We start from the raw sequence: 16,968 nt of genomic DNA, 5'->3' as shown, positions 1-16,968 counted from the left end.
AGGGTTAAATAAAGAAATCGGAACAAAATTCGGAGTAAAATGAAAGAGACAATAGGAAGAATACTGACCATTGGGGGTGTTTTGGGTATCATATATTTTGGATGGCAATACTATGAAGAATCGGATTCCTTTGAAGCTTTCGGTGCCGATATAGCGATCAGTACAGGCGATTATAATCCTATGATTATCGCTGCTGTGGTCATGCTGGTTGGTATTATCATCACCAAGGTCAATTTTAAATGACAGCAGCTGGAAGGCTAAACGCAGCATAGTTTTTCACTTATCTCCCATAGCTCTTTTGCAGCTTCCGGATCGCGGGCTGTTGCTGAAGGTGTGGCTGCTTTTTTATTTCTGAAATAGGCCCCGTTGGTGTTTTCGACATCAGGAGAGGTCGCCAGATAAATAGAGGTTTCGGCTCCTTTTTTCGGAGATACAAAAAAGGGCTTTCCTATTGTGAACAGGGTTTTCATGATCCAGCTTCCGCTTTGGGCAAAATTGGATGCGACCACTCCGGGATGCAGACAATTTGCCGTTACGTTGGAATCAGTCAGTCGATTTGCCAGTTCTTTAGTGAAAAGGATATTATACAGTTTGGAATTACCGTAAGCCTTCCAGGGTGAATACCCTTCCCGTAGCTGAATATTTTCAGGATCGTAGGTGCCGGCGCGATGAGCTTCAGAGGCTACACTCACGATCCGCCCGCTATCTGCAGCCTTGATCTTATCAAGAAGTAATTTGGTAAACAGAAAGTAGCCAATGTGATTAACGGCAAAGGTCATTTCAAGCCCGTCTACCGTTTCTTCCTTTTCAGAAGCCAGAAAACCGTGGTTATTGATAAGCACATCGATCTTCTCGTACTGATCGTTTATCTCTTCCGCAGCTTTATGGATATCAGCCTGAATGGAAAAATCACATAAAACGATCTCTAATCCGGTATTACCTGTTTCTTCAATAATCTGTTCTCTGGCTGATTCAGCTTTGTCCTCATTTCGGCAAACCATGACGATAAAAGCTCCTTTTTGTGCTAGTGCCTTGGTGGTTTCATAACCAATTCCGGAATTGGCTCCGGTAACAACGACTAGTTTGTTGTGCATCAGTTCACTTTTTGAGCGCTTATTCATTTCAGGCTTTTTTGGTGTTTTGGTTCGAAATATGATCCGTACTAACGGTTTTCATAAGTCTCAAATTCCGTATCTTTGGATAAAAATTGAAGCTATATGATACAGGAATATCTGAACTCAATTGAGAAATTTGTTGTGGTTGGAGACCGTGTCTTGATCAAGCCCCGTGATATGGAGACCCATACACGCAGTGGGCTGGTTCTTCCGGCTACTGTAAAGGAAAAAGAGGAGATCCAGAGCGGTTATATCTTGAAAACGGGGCCCGGTTATCCCATTCCCAATACAGATATTGAAGAAACATGGAAAGGCAGCACCGATACCAAATACATTGGGATGCAGGCCGTAGAAGGAGATCTGGCTATCTTCCTGAAAAAACAAGCCTACGAAATTGAATTTGAAAATGAAACGTACCTGATCGTACCTCATGCAGCAATCCTGCTATTGATCAGAGACGATGAATTGACTTAAATGAATACAGAAAAAGAACACGAGAACACTATTAAAGAAACGATAAATAAGGAAAGCGAACGAAATACAGGTAAAAAGAATATCGAAAAGCACTCGATAGTTGATGACATACAGGGTATCATCATTGGTTCTCTGCTGGCCGCATTCGGTATAGCGATCTTTTCCCATATGAACTTCCTCATCGGGGGAACGGCTGGGGTTGCTTTTTTGACGCAGTACACTACTTCTTTCACCTTTGGTCCGATATTCTTTGCCATAAATATCCCGTTCTACCTGTTGGCTATCAAAAAGCTGGGGTGGGATTTCACGATCAAGACCTTCATAGCGGTTTCAGGAGTGTCTTTCCTGACGGAATTCATCCCAACAATATTCGAATTTGGGGAGATCAATCCTTGGTTCGCCGCTATATTTGGAGGCTTCCTCATCGGAAGTGGATTATTGATGCTATTCCGGCATAAAGCAAGTTTGGGAGGATTGAATATTCTATCGATCTATGTACAGGAGTATTTTCAGATCAGTGCCGGAAAATTTCAGATGGCAGCGGATACACTGATCATCCTGGCTGCCTTCTTTATTGTAGACTGGAAAGCCCTCGCTTTTTCAGTATTGGCGGCTGTAGCTCTTAATATCATTTTGGCCATTAATCATAAGCCCGGCCGGTACCGGGGTATGAGTTGATCGGACTTTGTTCGCTACGACGCAGAGCGTCTTAGCAAGAACAGGTTGGGAGGTTATGATTGTGAAGGATTTAATTAACTTGCCTGAGCTAACTATTGCCACTTTCATTCACCCTTGATGCATTAAGTTGAAGTACCGGGGAAGTTTATACTTCCTAGTTCAGAGGCTCTATGTCAGAACAAATTTAAGGGAGTACTCTACAGCCTGGTTCAAGCGTCCCACTTGGACAATGATCGGTATTGAGGCTTCAAGGGTATATTTACCTTTCCCTGAGTTGATATTTTCCATCGCCATTTAGCCTAAGTGGCATTTCGCTGAAGCCCTTGGAAACACACCACTACCTCGTTCAGACGCTCTGCGTCGGAACGAAGAATCCAAGGAACGACCGGAAAACAGGAAGGGAATGAATACTGAGAAATTTTTCGTTAATTGCGTGTCACAAACCTCAATTAATCGAATCCCCTATGAAACGCCGTGAATTTCTGCTGAAGTCAGCCCTGATGGGTGCTGCCGCAACTCTACCTTTTCATAAACTGCTTGCCTTAGGACAAAATAGTCCTTTCACCACATTGAGGCGAAATGTTGGAACCTTCGTTGGACGAGGTGGAACTATTGGCTGGCTGGTCAATGATGACGGAATTGTAGTGGTAGATTCCCAGTTTCCGGAATCGGCTCAAACCTGTATATCAGGACTTGAAGAAATGAAAGAGGTGGCTTTCGATATGCTGATCAACACCCATCATCACGGAGATCATACGGCCGGAAATCCTGCCTTTAAGGACAAAGTGCAACGAATAATTGCCCATCAAAATGTACCCGATTTGCAAAAGGCAGCTGCTGAGAGAAACGGACAGGAGGCGGTAGATGCCCAGGTTTACCCGGATACAACTTATGAAACTTCCTGGTATGAAACGGTTGGAGGCGAGACCATTCACCTGAAACACTATGGTCCGGCACATACCGGTGGAGATACAGTGGTCTATTTTGAAAAGGCCAATGTAGCTCATATGGGTGATCTCATGTTTAACAGGGCTCATCCGTTTATAGACAGAGGCTCAGGGGCTTCTATTTCAAATTGGATCACAACATTAGAAACAGTGGTACAGGAGTTGCCAAAGGATACGATCTATATTTTTGGCCATGGAAATTCAGACTATGGGATTACAGGTTCAAAGGATGACCTTATGGTGAAAAGAGATTTTTTAACAGCTTTGATAGAATACACTCAAAATGGAATCGAAGCCGGAAGATCAAAAGAAGAACTGGCGGATATTGAAACTTTGGATGGCTTTGAGGAATTTAAGGCACCCGATTGGAGATTACCGTTAAGTGCTAATGTTCAGGTTGCCTATGATGAGCTCACACAAGACTAACATACAAAAAACAGTTAAAGAAACTGATCCAGGTCAGACATCCCAAAGAAGATGTCAGTTTTGTGGTCAGATAGCAGACCTTGTGTGGGTGCATGGGCATGGACAGTGCTCTGCTTGTGGGATCAATGCTGAAGAATGCTGCCGGGGAGAACGATGTGGAATGTAAGTGTTATGGTGTGAAGGTGTTACGGTATTAGGATTGCACAAAGGTGCTCTAATACCGTAACACTTAAGCATCTAAAAACCATAACAGTCTCCTAATAATCATAATGCCAGCGCAGGTCGATCCCCTGCTGTCGCTCATCACCCTGAGTCAGGATGAGATCCAGGTTATTCCTCAGCATATACTCAAGGATGAACATAGTTTCAGGAGTGGTACCGGTGATCTCATTTATGATGGCAAAGAAGGTTCTTCGGTTCAGGTACCAGCCGGTCTTGATAGAGGTGGTAGTTCCGGCATCAGATCCTGTATTATTGGTTTCGATCTGAACCACATCTATGCCCAACTCCTGAGTGGCTAAAGCTTCGACCTCATCCAGTAACACTCCAACAAGCAGATCGGTTGGTGAGGAACCACTGCCTCCGCTAACAACCTGTTGCCAGGAATCAAGGGCATAACATGGTTTGTTGAATAGGGTATAGCATATGATATCCTGCTGTTCCATCTGTGGTTCACTTCTAAACCTAAAGGTGGGTTCTTCTGCAGTGCCTTCAATTACATAATATAATGTAATTGGGTCGCCCTGTTTTTGGGTGGTCTGAGGGATATAACTGGTGTTAATGAAAATATCAGGATTCTCGAGGGGGCCGCTGAAAGTGAAGCTTCCTTCTTCAAGGTTGAACTGCTTGCCAAGTGGCCTCACATAGCCATTATCTGCATCAAGTGTGCCGAACAATTGTAGGTCGCCTGCTGTTGCCTTTTGTGCTTCCAGTTGCCCGTTCAATTCGATCTCCATGTCCAGATACCGACTGTTTCTGACGAAGAAATCCTGCTCTATCACAAAACGCATATCCATGGCTAAGGAATCATAGGGACTGAATGAGGAAGTCTCTTCTTCTTCAAGTTGAATATCCTCAACGGCTCTTTCACCAAAATTCTGTAAATAGATGAATCCATTTTTAATGGTCAGTGAACCTGAGGCTTTTGGCCTGACCGGATCTCCGGAAATATTACTGTTCAAATCGATGGTGAGGTTGTAGTCATCCGTATTTGCCAGTCTGAACCTATTAGCTTTTGCATCCACATTTAAATTAGTTGGTGTAATGCCATTAAGTTCAATAGAGCCTGTGGCATTGAAATTGCCACTACCGCTTTTCATGTTGAATCGCTTTAACTCGAGATGCCCATTCTCCAAAAGCTGGATCTCTGAGCTAATGTCAGTAAGTGAAATTCCTGCGACAGGAACTGATAACCTGCCCCCATTCAACCGCATAAAACCTTGAGGCTTCAGGTCACTTTGAGTACCGGCTATACTAAGATTCGCGTCCAGAGTACCTTTTAGGTTTCTGGTATATTGTTTGTCAAGGAAATCATTGAAAACGGACAAATTGAATTTGTCGGTATTAAGATTAACGGTCAGCGAATCCTCCGGTCCCGGCATTAGAAGTTCAAATGTTCTGAAATCTATTGAAATTGGTACGATCGCATTGATGGAAGCAGCCCTTTGGCCTCGGGCATCAATTTGGGAAAGAATGGAAATATTCCCTTTGTTATGATCATAGTCAAAACTGGCCGATGCCGAATCTATAGGAATCCCGGAAAGGGTCGGATTATTAAGGTTGAATATACCGTCGAAATCAGGCTCTCCTGCCGTTCCGCTCAGGTTACCCTCAAATGAGACCAAACCATCAGTTTGAGTGATCTGCAGATCTTCAAGTATGCCTCTGATATTGTTTAGGTTAATAGGTTCTATTTTGAGTGAACCTGAAACCGGATTGTCAAAAAATGAGTCTGATAGATTTTCGGGTGTTTCAGGCACAAACGGGACGTCGAGTGCCCCCCGAATTTTTTCTTCACCTTGCAATACAATACTTAATCCGGCATTCAACCTTTTATTCCTGATCTGAAAATCTAAGTTGAATCTATCCGCCTCAGCTCCAAGATAAGCCAGGTCCCGAATATTCAATGCTCCGTTGCCACTGAAGGTTGTATCAGTATTTTCAATGGCTAGGCCTCCTGACAACACTCCATCCACAAATCGCTCATCAAAAATGGTCTCTTGTATGATACCGAAGTCGCAATTATTGGCTTCCATCCAAAACCGCTGAGTAAGGGTGTCAGCAAAAGGAACGGCAAAATTGAGGTAAGACTCATCTTCAGAACCTAACCGAAGGGTATCGGTCATAATTGCGGATTCTTCATAAGTCAGGTTAAAAGGTTGTTGCATGGAAAGCAACTGTGCAGGGGTTTCGATTTCCATCATATCCCACTTTAACTCCGTTCGCAGATTATTCAGGTTGATGGCGTAATCACCCGACTGCCTGATCTCACCGGCGTTTTCACTGATAATATCAAAGTTGAAAAAACCGGAAGTGAACTCATTTGTGGCAACACCAATGGTTTGAAATGTGACATCTTGTAGAGGCACATTGGAAATTATTGGTTGGCTGATACTGAGCGACAGGTCATATCCATACTCATCTCTGATAGAGATCTTCGTGGAGCCGGAAATTGAGTTTGCCGTGAATAATGAATCATATCGAATGTCGGACAGTGATATATTTCCGTCAAAAAGCAATTCATTTTCTACAACCTCACTGACTTTACCGGTGATGGAGCCGGTTGCCTCAAGTTGATCGGCTCCGGCTAAAGGTGCAAGTGGCTGCAGGCTCAGGATCTCCATGTCGAGGCTGAAATTGTTGTTTGGGTCGGTTCGGTCATAAAGATTACGGCGTCCTGAAAAGGTTCCTGATATAACCTCACTCACAAGATTCCCTTTATTCACCCTAAGAATATTATTCAGTAATTCGGCATCGATCGTCAATGAGTCAATTGAAGCATTGTTTATATAGCTTGAGTCGACCTGTGTCAAGGTCTCAAAGCTGAAGGTATCCGTATTGGTGAAACTGCCGTTAGCGGTTACATATAGGTTGATGGAGCTTGACACTGATTCAAGATCCGGCAGGTCAGCAATATTAAACGACTTTGTAGAACTTTCGAATGTGAACGTTCGGGTTTCCTGCAAAAGCTGCTGAATGGCTGATTTAAAATTGATCCTGTTTTCAAACAGGTCAACGAACCCTTCTGTGGTCAATCTTTCGGAACTAATAGAACCGGTAACTGAAAGATCCGGAATTTGATACCCTGCCAGTTCGATCGGCTCCGATTGAAGTGATATTCGTTTCCCAAAACTGGCATTAGATGGCTCATCGATCAAAACAGGAGCTTTACGCTTGTAGATAGCAAAATCCCAAGGTGACTCATTCAGTGTAAATCCGACTCCGGAAGCTTTGGCATTTAGGGAAACGAGCCCTCTCATTTCAGGAGTTTTCATCCAGCGTGCCGGATCCAGCTTTGAGACCGTTAACTCTGCAAGCCATTCGGGATCATTACTGAATATTTTTTCAATGTCAGTATTTATGACAATGGACTCCGGACCATCTCGCATTTCAACATTTGCGAGCACTGATCCATTTTTCAAAGTTCCACTTCCAAAAAGAGTTTGAAGCCTATAGTTTTCATAGCGTAAGTTATCCAGCGAAAAACCCCAGGTCAGATCTGTTTTGTCCAGATCCGGGTCAATATATCCTTCAGCAGTGAGCTGAAAATTTGATATCATTGCCTCAACAGAATCAGCAGTGTAATAACCGATATCAAGGTTTCTGCCGCTCAAACCTACTTTTTTAAAGATTGGTTGCTCCTTCATAGAGAGAGTTGAAACAAATAAGAGATCATCGATCCCGGTACCGTCACCAGTGACCTTGACATCGAGTGAATCAAAGGTTCCGCCGGCCTCCAGGGATAATTGCAGGTTCTCATCGGGCAGAGGTTGATCGATATACGGCTTGAGATCTGAAAAGGAAAAGGGGACTGCGTGAAAAGCAGCATTTAGTGTTGAATCTTTAAGGTTGGTTGTGGCATTAGCTTCTAAAAACGACCTTCCAGTTCCCAGGATCAACTCATTCAGTGTAATTTGATTACCCGCATAACTGGCTGAGGTATTCAGATCTATCGGTTCAGGTAAGCGTCCTTCGTTAATGGTAAGATCCAATTGGCTCAAACTGGCTGAGAACTCATCAAATAATTTTATTTGGGCTCGTGCATTCAGATCAGTGACTGATAATGATCCATCTGGTAGATAGGAGGGTGAATTCACATAAATGGCCGAATTAAATAAACGAATGTCCTTCAGGTCGAGATCTATGGGTGATCCATTTTCAGATTCAATAGCTGTACTGTCCTGTTTTACGATTTCCTGGGCATTAAAACGACCCGTACTGTCCTCATTCAGGTAGAATTTAAGACTATCTATGGAGATCAGTGAGCTTTCGTACGTAAGGCCTAAAAGTTTTAACAGAGAGTGCTTAACCTGAATTTTTGAGATAGTGATTAAAGTATCAGGATCTTTTAAGGTGACATTCCTGATAGTAAAATCACTCCAAAGATCTCCATCAATGGAAGCGATATGCAGAGTTCCATTGGTGGATGAATTGGCGATAGATTCGATCTGATCTTTAGCAAAATTCTTAACAAGAGCAGTTTTCAGTGATAGACGCAAAGCTACCAATAGCAAAATAAAAGTAAGGAGTCCCCATGCTGTTCGCTTAAACCAGATTCTATTGGTGATATGTGATTTGGATTCACTCATTAAAATGCCTGCCCGATACTGAAATGAATTCCCCATCGATCCCAGGCACTGCCAAAGTCAACCCCCTGGTAAAACTGCAGATCCTCATCAGTTGGATTTATTTTATACGCAATATCAACTCTTATCGGCCCTATCGGAGATTGATAACGCAAACCGGCTCCCGTTCCAAATTGAATAGGAGTGGTCGCAATGTTTTCAAAGCTTCTCCATACCTGTCCGCCATCCAGAAAGGTTGCCATACCAAATCCTTTTATAAACCCATCAAATCTAAAACGAAATTCGGTGTTAAAACTGAAACTGGCCCGTCCACCGATCGGCACATAACGATCGAAGTTACCGTTGGCATCAAGAATGGCCCTTTTAGGCCCAAGTTCCTGTCGGTTCCAGCCGCGAACAGAATTGGTTCCACCGCTGTAAACCCGAATATTGGATGGAAGTGTATCATTTTTAGAGAAATATATGCCCCCAAAGTTGATGCGCTTTGCAAAAACGATATTGTCAGTTACAGGAGTAAACTTTCGGGTATCCAAACCGAATTTCTGGAAACTATAGGTAGATTCACCAAACAAACCGGATAATTCCCAGAAAGGCTGAACAGACCAGCCGCTGCGCCCGCGGTTGATTCCATTTGAATAATAACCGTTGAGGTTGAATGATGAGGTATTGTATGACTGAATGCTATCCGGTAGGCTTTCCTGAGAATTGATCGTTGATTCATTGTTCAAGGTAAACTCGTAAGATACAGTACCGGTTAGGTTGGAACTGTATTGATATACAAAGCTATTGGTAAAACCACCCCTGAATATCTCGTAAGAAGGTTCAAGTTGATGACTCATGAAAGGTGAGGTCACAAAAGATGATTTGGTATTGAATAGATAGGGGAACAGGTAATCAGTACTTAGCCGCTGTTCGATAGCTGAAGCACCGGCTGAAATAGTAAAGCGTTCACCTCTTCCCCTTACATTCCTGTGTGTCCATGAAGCGCGTCCTCTGAATAGTTTGTAGAAGTCAGCCCATCCATTATCGAGCCGTGTCAGGTTTCCGATCCCGAATAATACCTGCACTGTTCGAAGAGGAGATTCTTTTACCCTAACATTTACAGTGATCGTGGAATCTTGTGGCTGATCGGGGATGGATACGATCGCGAAACGAAGCAGATGGTGGCTGAATACTTCACGTTGTGCTTCTCTAAGTTGATCATTGCTAAAATAATCGCCATTCCTGATCCCGGTTTCACGGGCAATATATTTGGCAGCCAGGTTTTCTTCACCTTCTACAGTAACAGAATCAAACTTAGCTCTCATACCTGAATTCACCTCGATATTGACCACGGCAGATTTTGCTGCACTATCAGTTTGAGCCTGGACAGAGCTGCTGGCATATGGAAAACCCAGATTATTAAGAGCCCCTGTCAAATTTGCTCTTACGTCAGATTCATTGATGGTTTCGTACCGTTCTCCTTTACGATAGGGCAGCCTCTCTCTAATATTTTGAAATCTTTCATTACCGGTTATGAGTTCACGGTCTTTTTCATTGGCTTTGATATCAAAGTTTACCTCAGAGATACGAATGGGTTTATTTTCTTTGATAATGAATACAATAGCTTTTTTCCATTCCCGTGTCAGGCTTTTTACTTCATAACTTACGCTTACCTCATTGAAACCTCGCCGTTGATAAAATCTCTGAATCCGGATAACATCACGGCGCACCTCGTTTTCATTTAGCTTCATGCCCGGTTTTTTCCAGAAAACAAGTTTTTTGAACCATCCCGGCGGTTCATTCAAAATGACTTTACGCAGAACCAGGTCTTCATAGGTGGTATTTCCCTTAAAATCTATGCTCCAGACCCGGGGTTGAACCGGTTCATCATCCTGTTCCTGAGCATTGACCAAACTCATTGGGCAGATCAGGAGTCCCAAAAACAAAATGAAAAATTGAGTTAGTTTGTGCATTCTTAATATTGGGAAATAGAAACTGCTATTTGAATGATAAGTATAATTGAATGTTTACTATCTTGGTAGCAATTGTTCCTGGTTGAATGATATAATATCAAAGTTTTAAAATCATTATTTAGATGCGTTCAGCACTGATCATAGTATCTCTGCTTTTATTACTGTCATCCTGCAAAAGTACAGAGGAATTTTCAGGTTTTTCATATGACCCGCCTGATGTAACTGATACCACAGACAAAGAACTGATCCCACAATATAAGAGAGTAATAGGAGCAGGTTTACCTAAAGTTTGGGTTTCAAATGAATTTGAGGGTGCCCGGCTCAATGATTTTTATATGAAAAATGATTCTTTGTTTGAGGTTTTTATTCAGCCAGAAAATGCCCCCATCAATAACAGTCCATGGTACGCATTTAAGATCTGGAGTGATACTCTCAGGTCAGCTAAAATAAAGATTAATTATCAGGATGCCACACATCGTTATGTTCCTAAATTACATAGGCCGGATAGTTTAGGGAACGTTAAACTAACAGAATATGAACAACTGGAATTTGAATTCGACTCAACAGATGGTACTGCGATCATTGACCTGGCATTAAGTAAAGCCCCGTTTTATATATCCGCACAACCGCTACAGACCACATCAGATCTAAAGGTAGAGCTGGAAAGAAGGGCCATTACCGGGCATAATTTTGTAAAACTTAGTAGGGCAGGGTTGTCGAAAAGAGGGAGAGAAATAATTGAGCTTGAAATTACTGAGATCTCTCCTGATCAAAAGGCTCCGGTGCTGGCAATAGTGGGCAGGCAGCATCCGCCTGAAGTGACGGGATATCTTGCTTCGTTAAGCTTTCTGGAAGAACTGACCTCTGATTCTGAACTGGCAGAGGAATTCAGGAATACTTTTGTGGTCAAAGCATTTCCCCTGATCAACCCTGACGGTGCTGATCTTGGCCATTGGAGACATAATGCAGGTGGTATAGATCTGAACCGGGATTGGAAAAACTTCAATCAACCTGAAACAAAAGTGGTTCGAGATGCTCTTTCATGGATGAAAGGACATAACAAAAGGATCATGTATTACGCGATCGATTTTCACTCAACCAATGAAAACCTGTTTTACCCCATAAATGAGAATGTTAAGACCCAACCTGATAATATCACCCAGAATTGGATCAAAATGATCATGCAGGATAATGAGGGGATAGAATTTACTGTTGAGGAATTTGATACCAGTTCACCGATCGCGAAGAATTGGTTCTATCATACATTTGGCATAGATGCCGTGACCTATGAGGTTGACGATCAGCTTACACTGGATAAATTAGACGAGATCTCCAGGTCAGCTGCACGTTCATTGATGCGCTTATTAATGGATGAATGGAATGCCAAAAATTCTTGATAACTATCACAGCGTTGTACATATTTATTATCAATATTTTGATTAGCAGTTTATGAAGGGATCTGAAATACTACTGGAAGGAATACAGAACTGGAAGCTAAGGCTCATACTAAGTGCACTCTTAAGTATTATGGGGCTTGCAGCATTTATCAGTATGATGCTGGGTGAATTTGTACAGCTTACCGTTTGGGATAAAACCGTGGTGAGTATAGCTATTTTTATGGTGGGTACACCTGCCTACCTCATTGTCAGCAACCTTGGAAAGGTAGATCAGTATACTATCGCCGGATTTTTAAATGAGAGTCTGGAAGAAGTTCAGGGTGATGCAGAAGTATTGGTTAAGAAAGAGGATGATCTTGATGAAAATGAAAGGTCGAGGCGAGAACAACTGGAACAGTTTTTTACTGAAAACCCCTTATACAACTACCTGCCTGATAAACCTGTGAAGCAAGCCTATATCCTATTTGTGATCACGCTCGTGGGAAGTTTTGCGATCTGGTATTTGGGTTAATGATCAGAATTCAGCAATAACTCGATATAATTCGAGAAAATGTTTATCCGGATTTTTGCAATATTAAACTCAGTTGCATTCTAACCGGTCAGCATTCAGGCTATTTTGACGTATTATGGGACATAATCACCATCACCATCATCATCCGGAAATTGACGATTCTTCCATATGGAAATTATGGGTTTCGATATTTTTGAATCTTGGTATCACACTGGCTCAGGTTATAGGTGGCATTATATCAAATAGCCTCTCGCTTCTCTCTGATGCAGTTCACAACTTCAATGATTCTATGTCGCTGGTGACTACATTGGTGACCAAAAAAATTGCAAATAAAGGGGCTAATTCCTCCAAGACCTTTGGATATAAAAGAGCTGAGATCATTGGTGCATTCGTCAACCTGATCACACTAGTGATCGTGGCTTTATTCCTTATCAAAGAAGGAGTGGAGCGATTCTTTATACCTGAGACCATTGATGGACTTACTATGTTCTGGGTAGCCTTGATAGGCCTGGCGGCCAATCTCATAACAGCTGCTCTGCTCTGGAAGAACTCCGGGGATGACCTGAACATGCGAGCCGCATTCATTCACATACTGGCTGATGCAATTTCATCTGTTGGAGTGGTCGTAGGCGGTTGGCTCATCATCAAATACAATTGGTACGTTGTAGATGCTGTGCTGACACTTATCATTGGCTCTTACATTTTGTGGCATAGTTACCATATGCTGAGGGAGGCAATTGAGATATTAATGGAGGCTAAACCAGATGACATTGATATATCTGAACTGACAGGATCCATGCAAAAAGTGGACAAGGTATGTGAAGTACATCATGTGCATGTATGGAGGCTGGATGAGAAGAGCACTCTGCTCGAAAGTCATATTGTGATACTAAAAGAAGACATGCACATGATGGAAGAGATAAAATCAGCCATCAAACAAGTGTTGCATGATGAATTTAATATCTCACATAGTACGTTGGAGTTTGAATTTGAGCCCTGCAATGCACATAAACATGAAGTAGCTCATCAACACTGAATTAAAGTGATCTATTCAGTGGGAATTGAAAAATCCTGATTGAATGGGTTTTGCTCCGGGATCGTGACCTTAACAAGCCCATAATCTGATGCCTGGTGACACTTATTACAAGTTTGAATCATATTTTCATAATTGGCTTTGAACATTGTCAGGTCTTGTTTATCAATAGCTTCTTCAACCTTTTTGAGCTGAGGAGGCAGCATAGTTGCCATCAGGTTACTTACATTAATACCATCATCTTTGAGGTTACCTTCACTGATCACCTCAGAAAGTTCCTCCAATTCATGAGCATAAATATCAGCAAGTCCCCAGTTTTGCTCCATTCCGGCAAAATAAAGCTTGGTACTGTAGCGCTGAATAAATGACATGTGGTAGATAAGAGGGACAGTGTTCGCGTAATTTTCATCAGCATCCGGGTGAGCTTCGGTTTCTGAAATAGTATCCTGAGGTTGCTGAGGCTGACAGGCTATACCTATAAAGATCAACATTGTAATGAAAAGGGTTGTCAGGAAAATTACATTTTTATTCATTTCGGAATTTTAAAAAGGTTGATACTTGTTGTCACAATCTTAAAGTTATTCCTGAAGTTCCTTACATTCAAATCATGAAAAGACTTTTATTACTACTTCTATTGCCGCTACTTTTTTTCGCCTGTGGAAATGATCCGGATGTGATCGACGATATGGGGGATGCCTCTTTTCAGCTTTTGGACCAGGATAGCACAGCAGTAACATTTCCTGATGACCTGCAAGGAAAATACGTTGTTATAGGATTCATCTACACAAACTGCCCGGATATTTGTTCGCTCATTACTCAAAACCTGATGAAGATCCAGAAAGACCTGAACTACCCTCAGGATGTTGAATTTGTAGCAGCTACATTTGATCCGGTGCGTGATACTCCTTCTTCTTTAAAGAATTATGCCAGATCTTTTGGGATTGAAGAGGGGTTTACTTTTCTGACCGGAGATTCTACACAAGTGTTTGCTCTGATGGACAGTGCCAGGGTGCGAAGTCAGATTTCCATGTCTCAGACCACCGATGACGGACGTGAGCTTTATTTTATTAATCACTCGGATAAGATCATGGTTTTGAACAAAGAATCAGAAGTGATCTTTGAGTATGGAGGGAGTCAAAAAGTGGTGCCGTCTATTGTAGTTGAAGATCTAAATAAATTAAGATGAAGGGATTAATTTCAGGTTTACTGATAATTAGCTTGTCGTTTGCAGCGTGCAGATCGGGGAAAAAAACCGAACCGGTTGCAGAATCGAAGGATTCAAGGATCGAACAGAGAATTCGTCCGGTTGCTGCCGGTGGCACAAGTGCTGCCTACTTTAGCTTCACAAATACATTTGGTGAACCGGATACGATAATTGGGGTGAAAAGTAATATTGCAGCATTGACACAGATCCATGAAACGTATGAGACTGAAAATGGGATGATGGGGATGCGTGAAAGATTAAATATTCCGGTTCAACCCGAAGAAACCATTGTATTTGAACAGGGTGGATTGCATGTTATGCTGATGCAGCTTGATCATGATCTGAAGACCGGAGATTCAGTATCAGTGCTGTTGCAATTGAGTAAAGCCGGTGAGGTTGAGATCAATTTACAGGTAAAAAATTGAGCAAAGAGCTAACCTCGGAAGCCTATTCTAAAAGTGCCCGAAACTATGAAAAAAAGTGGGCTGAATACCTGGATCATACCCATTCGGTCCTCTTATCGGATTTTAAGAGTGGGCCGGAATCTGAGATCCTTGATGTGAGTGCAGGTACAGGGTTGTTTGCAGAGCATTTGATCGAAGGTGAGCATGAATTTAACACACTGACCCTTAATGATGTATCTGCCGGAATGCTTAAGCTGGCAAAACAGCGGCTCGATGAGAGGGGGGACGTGAATTTTTCGTGTGCTTATGTAGAGGAACTTGGTTTTGATACTTCGGCATTTGATATCGTTATATCGATGAATGCCTTCCATAACTATGCTGAACAGGATAAAGCATTGGAGCAGATGCAAAGGGTGCTAAAACCGGGAGGCTATCTTTACCTTTTGGACTGGAACAGATCAGGGTTTTTCAGATTGATCAATTATGGTATTAAGGTAGTAGTGCCTGAGATCATTAATACAAGATCAGCCGGAGAGTCGAGGAAGATGCTGAAAGAGAAAAACTTCCAAATAGAAAAGGAAAGAAAGTGGAAATATAAGTACTGGCAATTTTACCTGTTTAAAGCCTTGAAAAAGTAAAACTGTTTCTTATTCTGAGAAGAACGATGTCCTGTGTGTTGCTCTATGACCTTTTCAGTAATATTCTACAACGGCAGTGATAGCCCCCTGATAGTGGCCGGTTAGTTCTTGCAGGTCGCTTACTTTACCATTTACGGATATCTGATACTCACCATTATCAGAAATTATCTGATCAGCATCCAATTCTTCAAAATTTAGAGTTTCTCCCTTCTCATTGGTGATCTGATCTGTATTCTCAATATGAATATTAACATCTGAACCGGGAGTGGCTACAAGTGTGAATGTACCGGCTTCAAAGTCTTCAAAAGCATTTACAGAATTGAAATCGATAAGATGTTCAGTCAAAGTGGTAAAACCTGCACCACTGATCACTTCTACACGGGCTTGCATTACTGCGGTTACCTGAGCATTGGTCTGAAGGTTAAACCCCGTCATTAATAAAGTCAGTATGGAAAGAATGAGCGTTTTCATTGGATGTCTCTTGTTTTAACTCACCCCTAAATTATTAAATATTTCTAATATTAAAAAATCTTAATATTTGAAACGGAGATGGACTATTTCTCTGTAGGGGAAAAAGTAGTACATGAGGCGTTCAGGAGGGGTTTTTACACTTATTAGAAATTGAGGCTACACCTCAGGGGAAGGGCAAAGATTAGAAAACGGCAACGAAAAAGGAGTCAGAGTCTCAGGAATCTCTTGATCTTGATCATTCTTGCCTGCTTTTTCAATCGGTTGAGTTCATCTCCGGAAAGTCCGGCTTCTTCGGGTGTCTGTTCAATAGCTTTCAGGGTATTGAGAGGATCCAAAACACCTAGATGATGGATGAATGTATTGAGATGAGATCTCAAATAATTGCTGCGGTTCTTATCGAGTAGATCAAGTATTTGAGGCCATTGTTCAGGCTTTACGGAACATTCTATTCCAAGGCCAATAGCATCCGCTTCATCATTTCCGTTCAGGCAGATCTCAAGCTGCAGTTCCAGGCTTTTTGGGAGTGGTTCGGGTCGGAGCAGTTTGGGCCCCTTGTGTTCCTGATATCCTTTTGGGAAAAAGCTCTTCCACATTTCTCCGGTAGTCGGATCGTGATAATACACTTCAAACGTTTCCAGGTTCTTACGGAGTGGAACCATGCTGTTGATGCGTTCGATCTGTCGTTTGTTATCTATGATGTACATACTGCTACGGACTTATGGGTGTCTGATCATTTTAACCTGAACTTAAACATAAAGTTCCGAGGGAGAAATTTGTTACAATAAAAAAGGGATGCCAGTGCAAAACTAGCATCCCTTGAAATGTCGGGGCGACTGGATTTGAACCAGCGACCTCTCGACCCCCAGCCGAGCGCTCTACCTAGCTGAGCCACGCCCCGATCATTAGATAC

The 16,968-nt window shown here is 42.2% G+C and carries 16 protein-coding genes and 1 tRNA gene; 10 read left to right on the top strand and 7 right to left on the bottom strand.

Features of this window, described 5'->3' with window-relative positions; all coding sequences use genetic code 11:
* Positions 1 to 39: 39 nt before the first annotated feature.
* Complete coding sequence (locus tag AC13FX_RS02585) at positions 40 to 243, top strand: hypothetical protein (protein ID WP_482878875.1); 204 nt, start codon at positions 40 to 42, stop codon at positions 241 to 243.
* A 14-nt stretch (positions 244 to 257) separates the two neighbouring features.
* Here AC13FX_RS02585 and AC13FX_RS02580 read toward each other — a convergent pair whose 3' ends face one another.
* Positions 258 to 1,121: an SDR family oxidoreductase gene (locus tag AC13FX_RS02580; protein WP_482878874.1), complete on the bottom strand. Its 864-nt coding sequence runs from the start codon at positions 1,119 to 1,121 to the stop codon at positions 258 to 260.
* 96 nt (positions 1,122 to 1,217) lie between these two features.
* On the opposite strand from AC13FX_RS02580, the gene AC13FX_RS02575 reads away from it, so the two are divergent.
* From AC13FX_RS02575 to AC13FX_RS02565, 3 genes are all read left to right on the top strand, one after another.
* Positions 1,218 to 1,589, top strand: coding sequence for a co-chaperone GroES (locus AC13FX_RS02575; RefSeq protein WP_482878873.1), 372 nt, complete (start codon positions 1,218 to 1,220; stop codon positions 1,587 to 1,589).
* Positions 1,590 to 2,267, top strand: a complete 678-nt coding sequence (locus AC13FX_RS02570; RefSeq protein WP_482878872.1) for a YitT family protein — start codon at positions 1,590 to 1,592, stop codon at positions 2,265 to 2,267.
* 464 nt (positions 2,268 to 2,731) lie between these two features.
* The gene (locus AC13FX_RS02565; protein WP_482878871.1) at positions 2,732 to 3,640 is read left to right on the top strand and encodes an MBL fold metallo-hydrolase; all 909 of its coding nucleotides are present in this window, start codon (positions 2,732 to 2,734) and stop codon (positions 3,638 to 3,640) included.
* Between the two features lie 257 nt (positions 3,641 to 3,897).
* On the opposite strand, the gene AC13FX_RS02560 is transcribed toward AC13FX_RS02565, so the two are convergent.
* Together AC13FX_RS02560 and AC13FX_RS02555 are read right to left on the bottom strand one after the other, a co-directional pair.
* On the bottom strand, positions 3,898 to 8,448 hold the full coding sequence (locus tag AC13FX_RS02560; RefSeq protein WP_482878870.1) for a translocation/assembly module TamB domain-containing protein: 4,551 nt from the start codon (positions 8,446 to 8,448) through the stop codon (positions 3,898 to 3,900).
* A complete protein-coding gene (locus AC13FX_RS02555; protein WP_482878869.1) occupies positions 8,448 to 10,400 on the bottom strand; it encodes a BamA/OMP85 family outer membrane protein in 1,953 nt (650 codons plus the stop codon). The genes AC13FX_RS02560 and AC13FX_RS02555 overlap by 1 nt, the downstream gene beginning before the upstream one ends.
* 122 nt (positions 10,401 to 10,522) lie before the next feature.
* On the opposite strand from AC13FX_RS02555, the gene AC13FX_RS02550 reads away from it, so the two are divergent.
* The 3 genes from AC13FX_RS02550 (at position 10,523) to AC13FX_RS02540 (ending at position 13,344) form a co-directional block, all read left to right on the top strand.
* Positions 10,523 to 11,797, top strand: a complete 1,275-nt coding sequence (locus AC13FX_RS02550; RefSeq protein ID WP_482878868.1) for a M14 family metallopeptidase — start codon at positions 10,523 to 10,525, stop codon at positions 11,795 to 11,797.
* A 52-nt stretch (positions 11,798 to 11,849) separates the two neighbouring features.
* Positions 11,850 to 12,308, top strand: a complete 459-nt coding sequence (locus AC13FX_RS02545) for a hypothetical protein (RefSeq protein WP_482878867.1) — start codon at positions 11,850 to 11,852, stop codon at positions 12,306 to 12,308.
* A 115-nt stretch (positions 12,309 to 12,423) separates the two neighbouring features.
* Positions 12,424 to 13,344, top strand: coding sequence for a cation diffusion facilitator family transporter (locus AC13FX_RS02540; protein ID WP_482878866.1), 921 nt, complete (start codon positions 12,424 to 12,426; stop codon positions 13,342 to 13,344).
* Between the two features lie 11 nt (positions 13,345 to 13,355).
* Here AC13FX_RS02540 and AC13FX_RS02535 read toward each other — a convergent pair whose 3' ends face one another.
* The gene (locus tag AC13FX_RS02535; RefSeq protein WP_482878865.1) at positions 13,356 to 13,874 is read right to left on the bottom strand and encodes a hypothetical protein; all 519 of its coding nucleotides are present in this window, start codon (positions 13,872 to 13,874) and stop codon (positions 13,356 to 13,358) included.
* 74 nt (positions 13,875 to 13,948) lie between these two features.
* Here AC13FX_RS02535 and AC13FX_RS02530 point away from each other — a divergent pair, with 74 nt between their 5' ends.
* Genes AC13FX_RS02530 through AC13FX_RS02520 form a run of 3 tightly spaced genes read left to right on the top strand, consistent with a single transcriptional unit; the run spans position 13,949 to position 15,587 of the window.
* Complete coding sequence (locus tag AC13FX_RS02530) at positions 13,949 to 14,527, top strand: SCO family protein (RefSeq protein ID WP_482878864.1); 579 nt, start codon at positions 13,949 to 13,951, stop codon at positions 14,525 to 14,527.
* Positions 14,524 to 14,970: a copper chaperone PCu(A)C gene (locus AC13FX_RS02525; RefSeq protein ID WP_482878862.1), complete on the top strand. Its 447-nt coding sequence runs from the start codon at positions 14,524 to 14,526 to the stop codon at positions 14,968 to 14,970. Before AC13FX_RS02530 ends, AC13FX_RS02525 begins: the two co-directional genes overlap by 4 nt.
* Positions 14,967 to 15,587: a class I SAM-dependent methyltransferase gene (locus tag AC13FX_RS02520; RefSeq protein ID WP_482878861.1), complete on the top strand. Its 621-nt coding sequence runs from the start codon at positions 14,967 to 14,969 to the stop codon at positions 15,585 to 15,587. Before AC13FX_RS02525 ends, AC13FX_RS02520 begins: the two co-directional genes overlap by 4 nt.
* A 54-nt stretch (positions 15,588 to 15,641) precedes the next feature.
* Here the strand turns inward: AC13FX_RS02520 and AC13FX_RS02515 are convergent, their stop codons facing one another.
* The 3 genes from AC13FX_RS02515 to AC13FX_RS02505 form a co-directional block, all read right to left on the bottom strand.
* Complete coding sequence (locus AC13FX_RS02515) at positions 15,642 to 16,058, bottom strand: hypothetical protein (RefSeq protein ID WP_482878860.1); 417 nt, start codon at positions 16,056 to 16,058, stop codon at positions 15,642 to 15,644.
* 206 nt (positions 16,059 to 16,264) lie between these two features.
* Positions 16,265 to 16,762, bottom strand: a complete 498-nt coding sequence (locus AC13FX_RS02510) for a hypothetical protein (RefSeq protein ID WP_482878859.1) — start codon at positions 16,760 to 16,762, stop codon at positions 16,265 to 16,267.
* A gap of 120 nt (positions 16,763 to 16,882) precedes the next feature.
* Positions 16,883 to 16,956 (bottom strand) — tRNA-Pro (locus AC13FX_RS02505).
* Positions 16,957 to 16,968 lie beyond the last annotated feature (12 nt).

This window comes from Gracilimonas sp. B-17 (assembly GCF_056857935.1).
Note: the sequence above shows the minus strand (reverse complement) of the source record. Positions and strands in the feature narration are given on the sequence as shown.

Excerpts from the sequence above, each read along its gene's own strand:
- AC13FX_RS02585 (WP_482878875.1), top strand. The coding sequence starts at position 40 with ATGAAAGAGACAATAGGAAGAATACTGACCATTGGGGGTGTTTTGGGT.
- AC13FX_RS02580 (WP_482878874.1), bottom strand. The coding sequence starts at position 1,121 with ATGAATAAGCGCTCAAAAAGTGAACTGATGCACAACAAACTAGTCGTT.
- AC13FX_RS02575 (WP_482878873.1), top strand. The coding sequence starts at position 1,218 with ATGATACAGGAATATCTGAACTCAATTGAGAAATTTGTTGTGGTTGGA.
- AC13FX_RS02570 (WP_482878872.1), top strand. The coding sequence starts at position 1,590 with ATGAATACAGAAAAAGAACACGAGAACACTATTAAAGAAACGATAAAT.
- AC13FX_RS02565 (WP_482878871.1), top strand. The coding sequence starts at position 2,732 with ATGAAACGCCGTGAATTTCTGCTGAAGTCAGCCCTGATGGGTGCTGCC.
- AC13FX_RS02560 (WP_482878870.1), bottom strand. The coding sequence starts at position 8,448 with ATGAGTGAATCCAAATCACATATCACCAATAGAATCTGGTTTAAGCGA.
- AC13FX_RS02555 (WP_482878869.1), bottom strand. The coding sequence starts at position 10,400 with ATGCACAAACTAACTCAATTTTTCATTTTGTTTTTGGGACTCCTGATC.
- AC13FX_RS02550 (WP_482878868.1), top strand. The coding sequence starts at position 10,523 with ATGCGTTCAGCACTGATCATAGTATCTCTGCTTTTATTACTGTCATCC.
- AC13FX_RS02545 (WP_482878867.1), top strand. The coding sequence starts at position 11,850 with ATGAAGGGATCTGAAATACTACTGGAAGGAATACAGAACTGGAAGCTA.
- AC13FX_RS02540 (WP_482878866.1), top strand. The coding sequence starts at position 12,424 with ATGGGACATAATCACCATCACCATCATCATCCGGAAATTGACGATTCT.
- AC13FX_RS02535 (WP_482878865.1), bottom strand. The coding sequence starts at position 13,874 with ATGAATAAAAATGTAATTTTCCTGACAACCCTTTTCATTACAATGTTG.
- AC13FX_RS02530 (WP_482878864.1), top strand. The coding sequence starts at position 13,949 with ATGAAAAGACTTTTATTACTACTTCTATTGCCGCTACTTTTTTTCGCC.
- AC13FX_RS02525 (WP_482878862.1), top strand. The coding sequence starts at position 14,524 with ATGAAGGGATTAATTTCAGGTTTACTGATAATTAGCTTGTCGTTTGCA.
- AC13FX_RS02515 (WP_482878860.1), bottom strand. The coding sequence starts at position 16,058 with ATGAAAACGCTCATTCTTTCCATACTGACTTTATTAATGACGGGGTTT.
- AC13FX_RS02510 (WP_482878859.1), bottom strand. The coding sequence starts at position 16,762 with ATGTACATCATAGATAACAAACGACAGATCGAACGCATCAACAGCATG.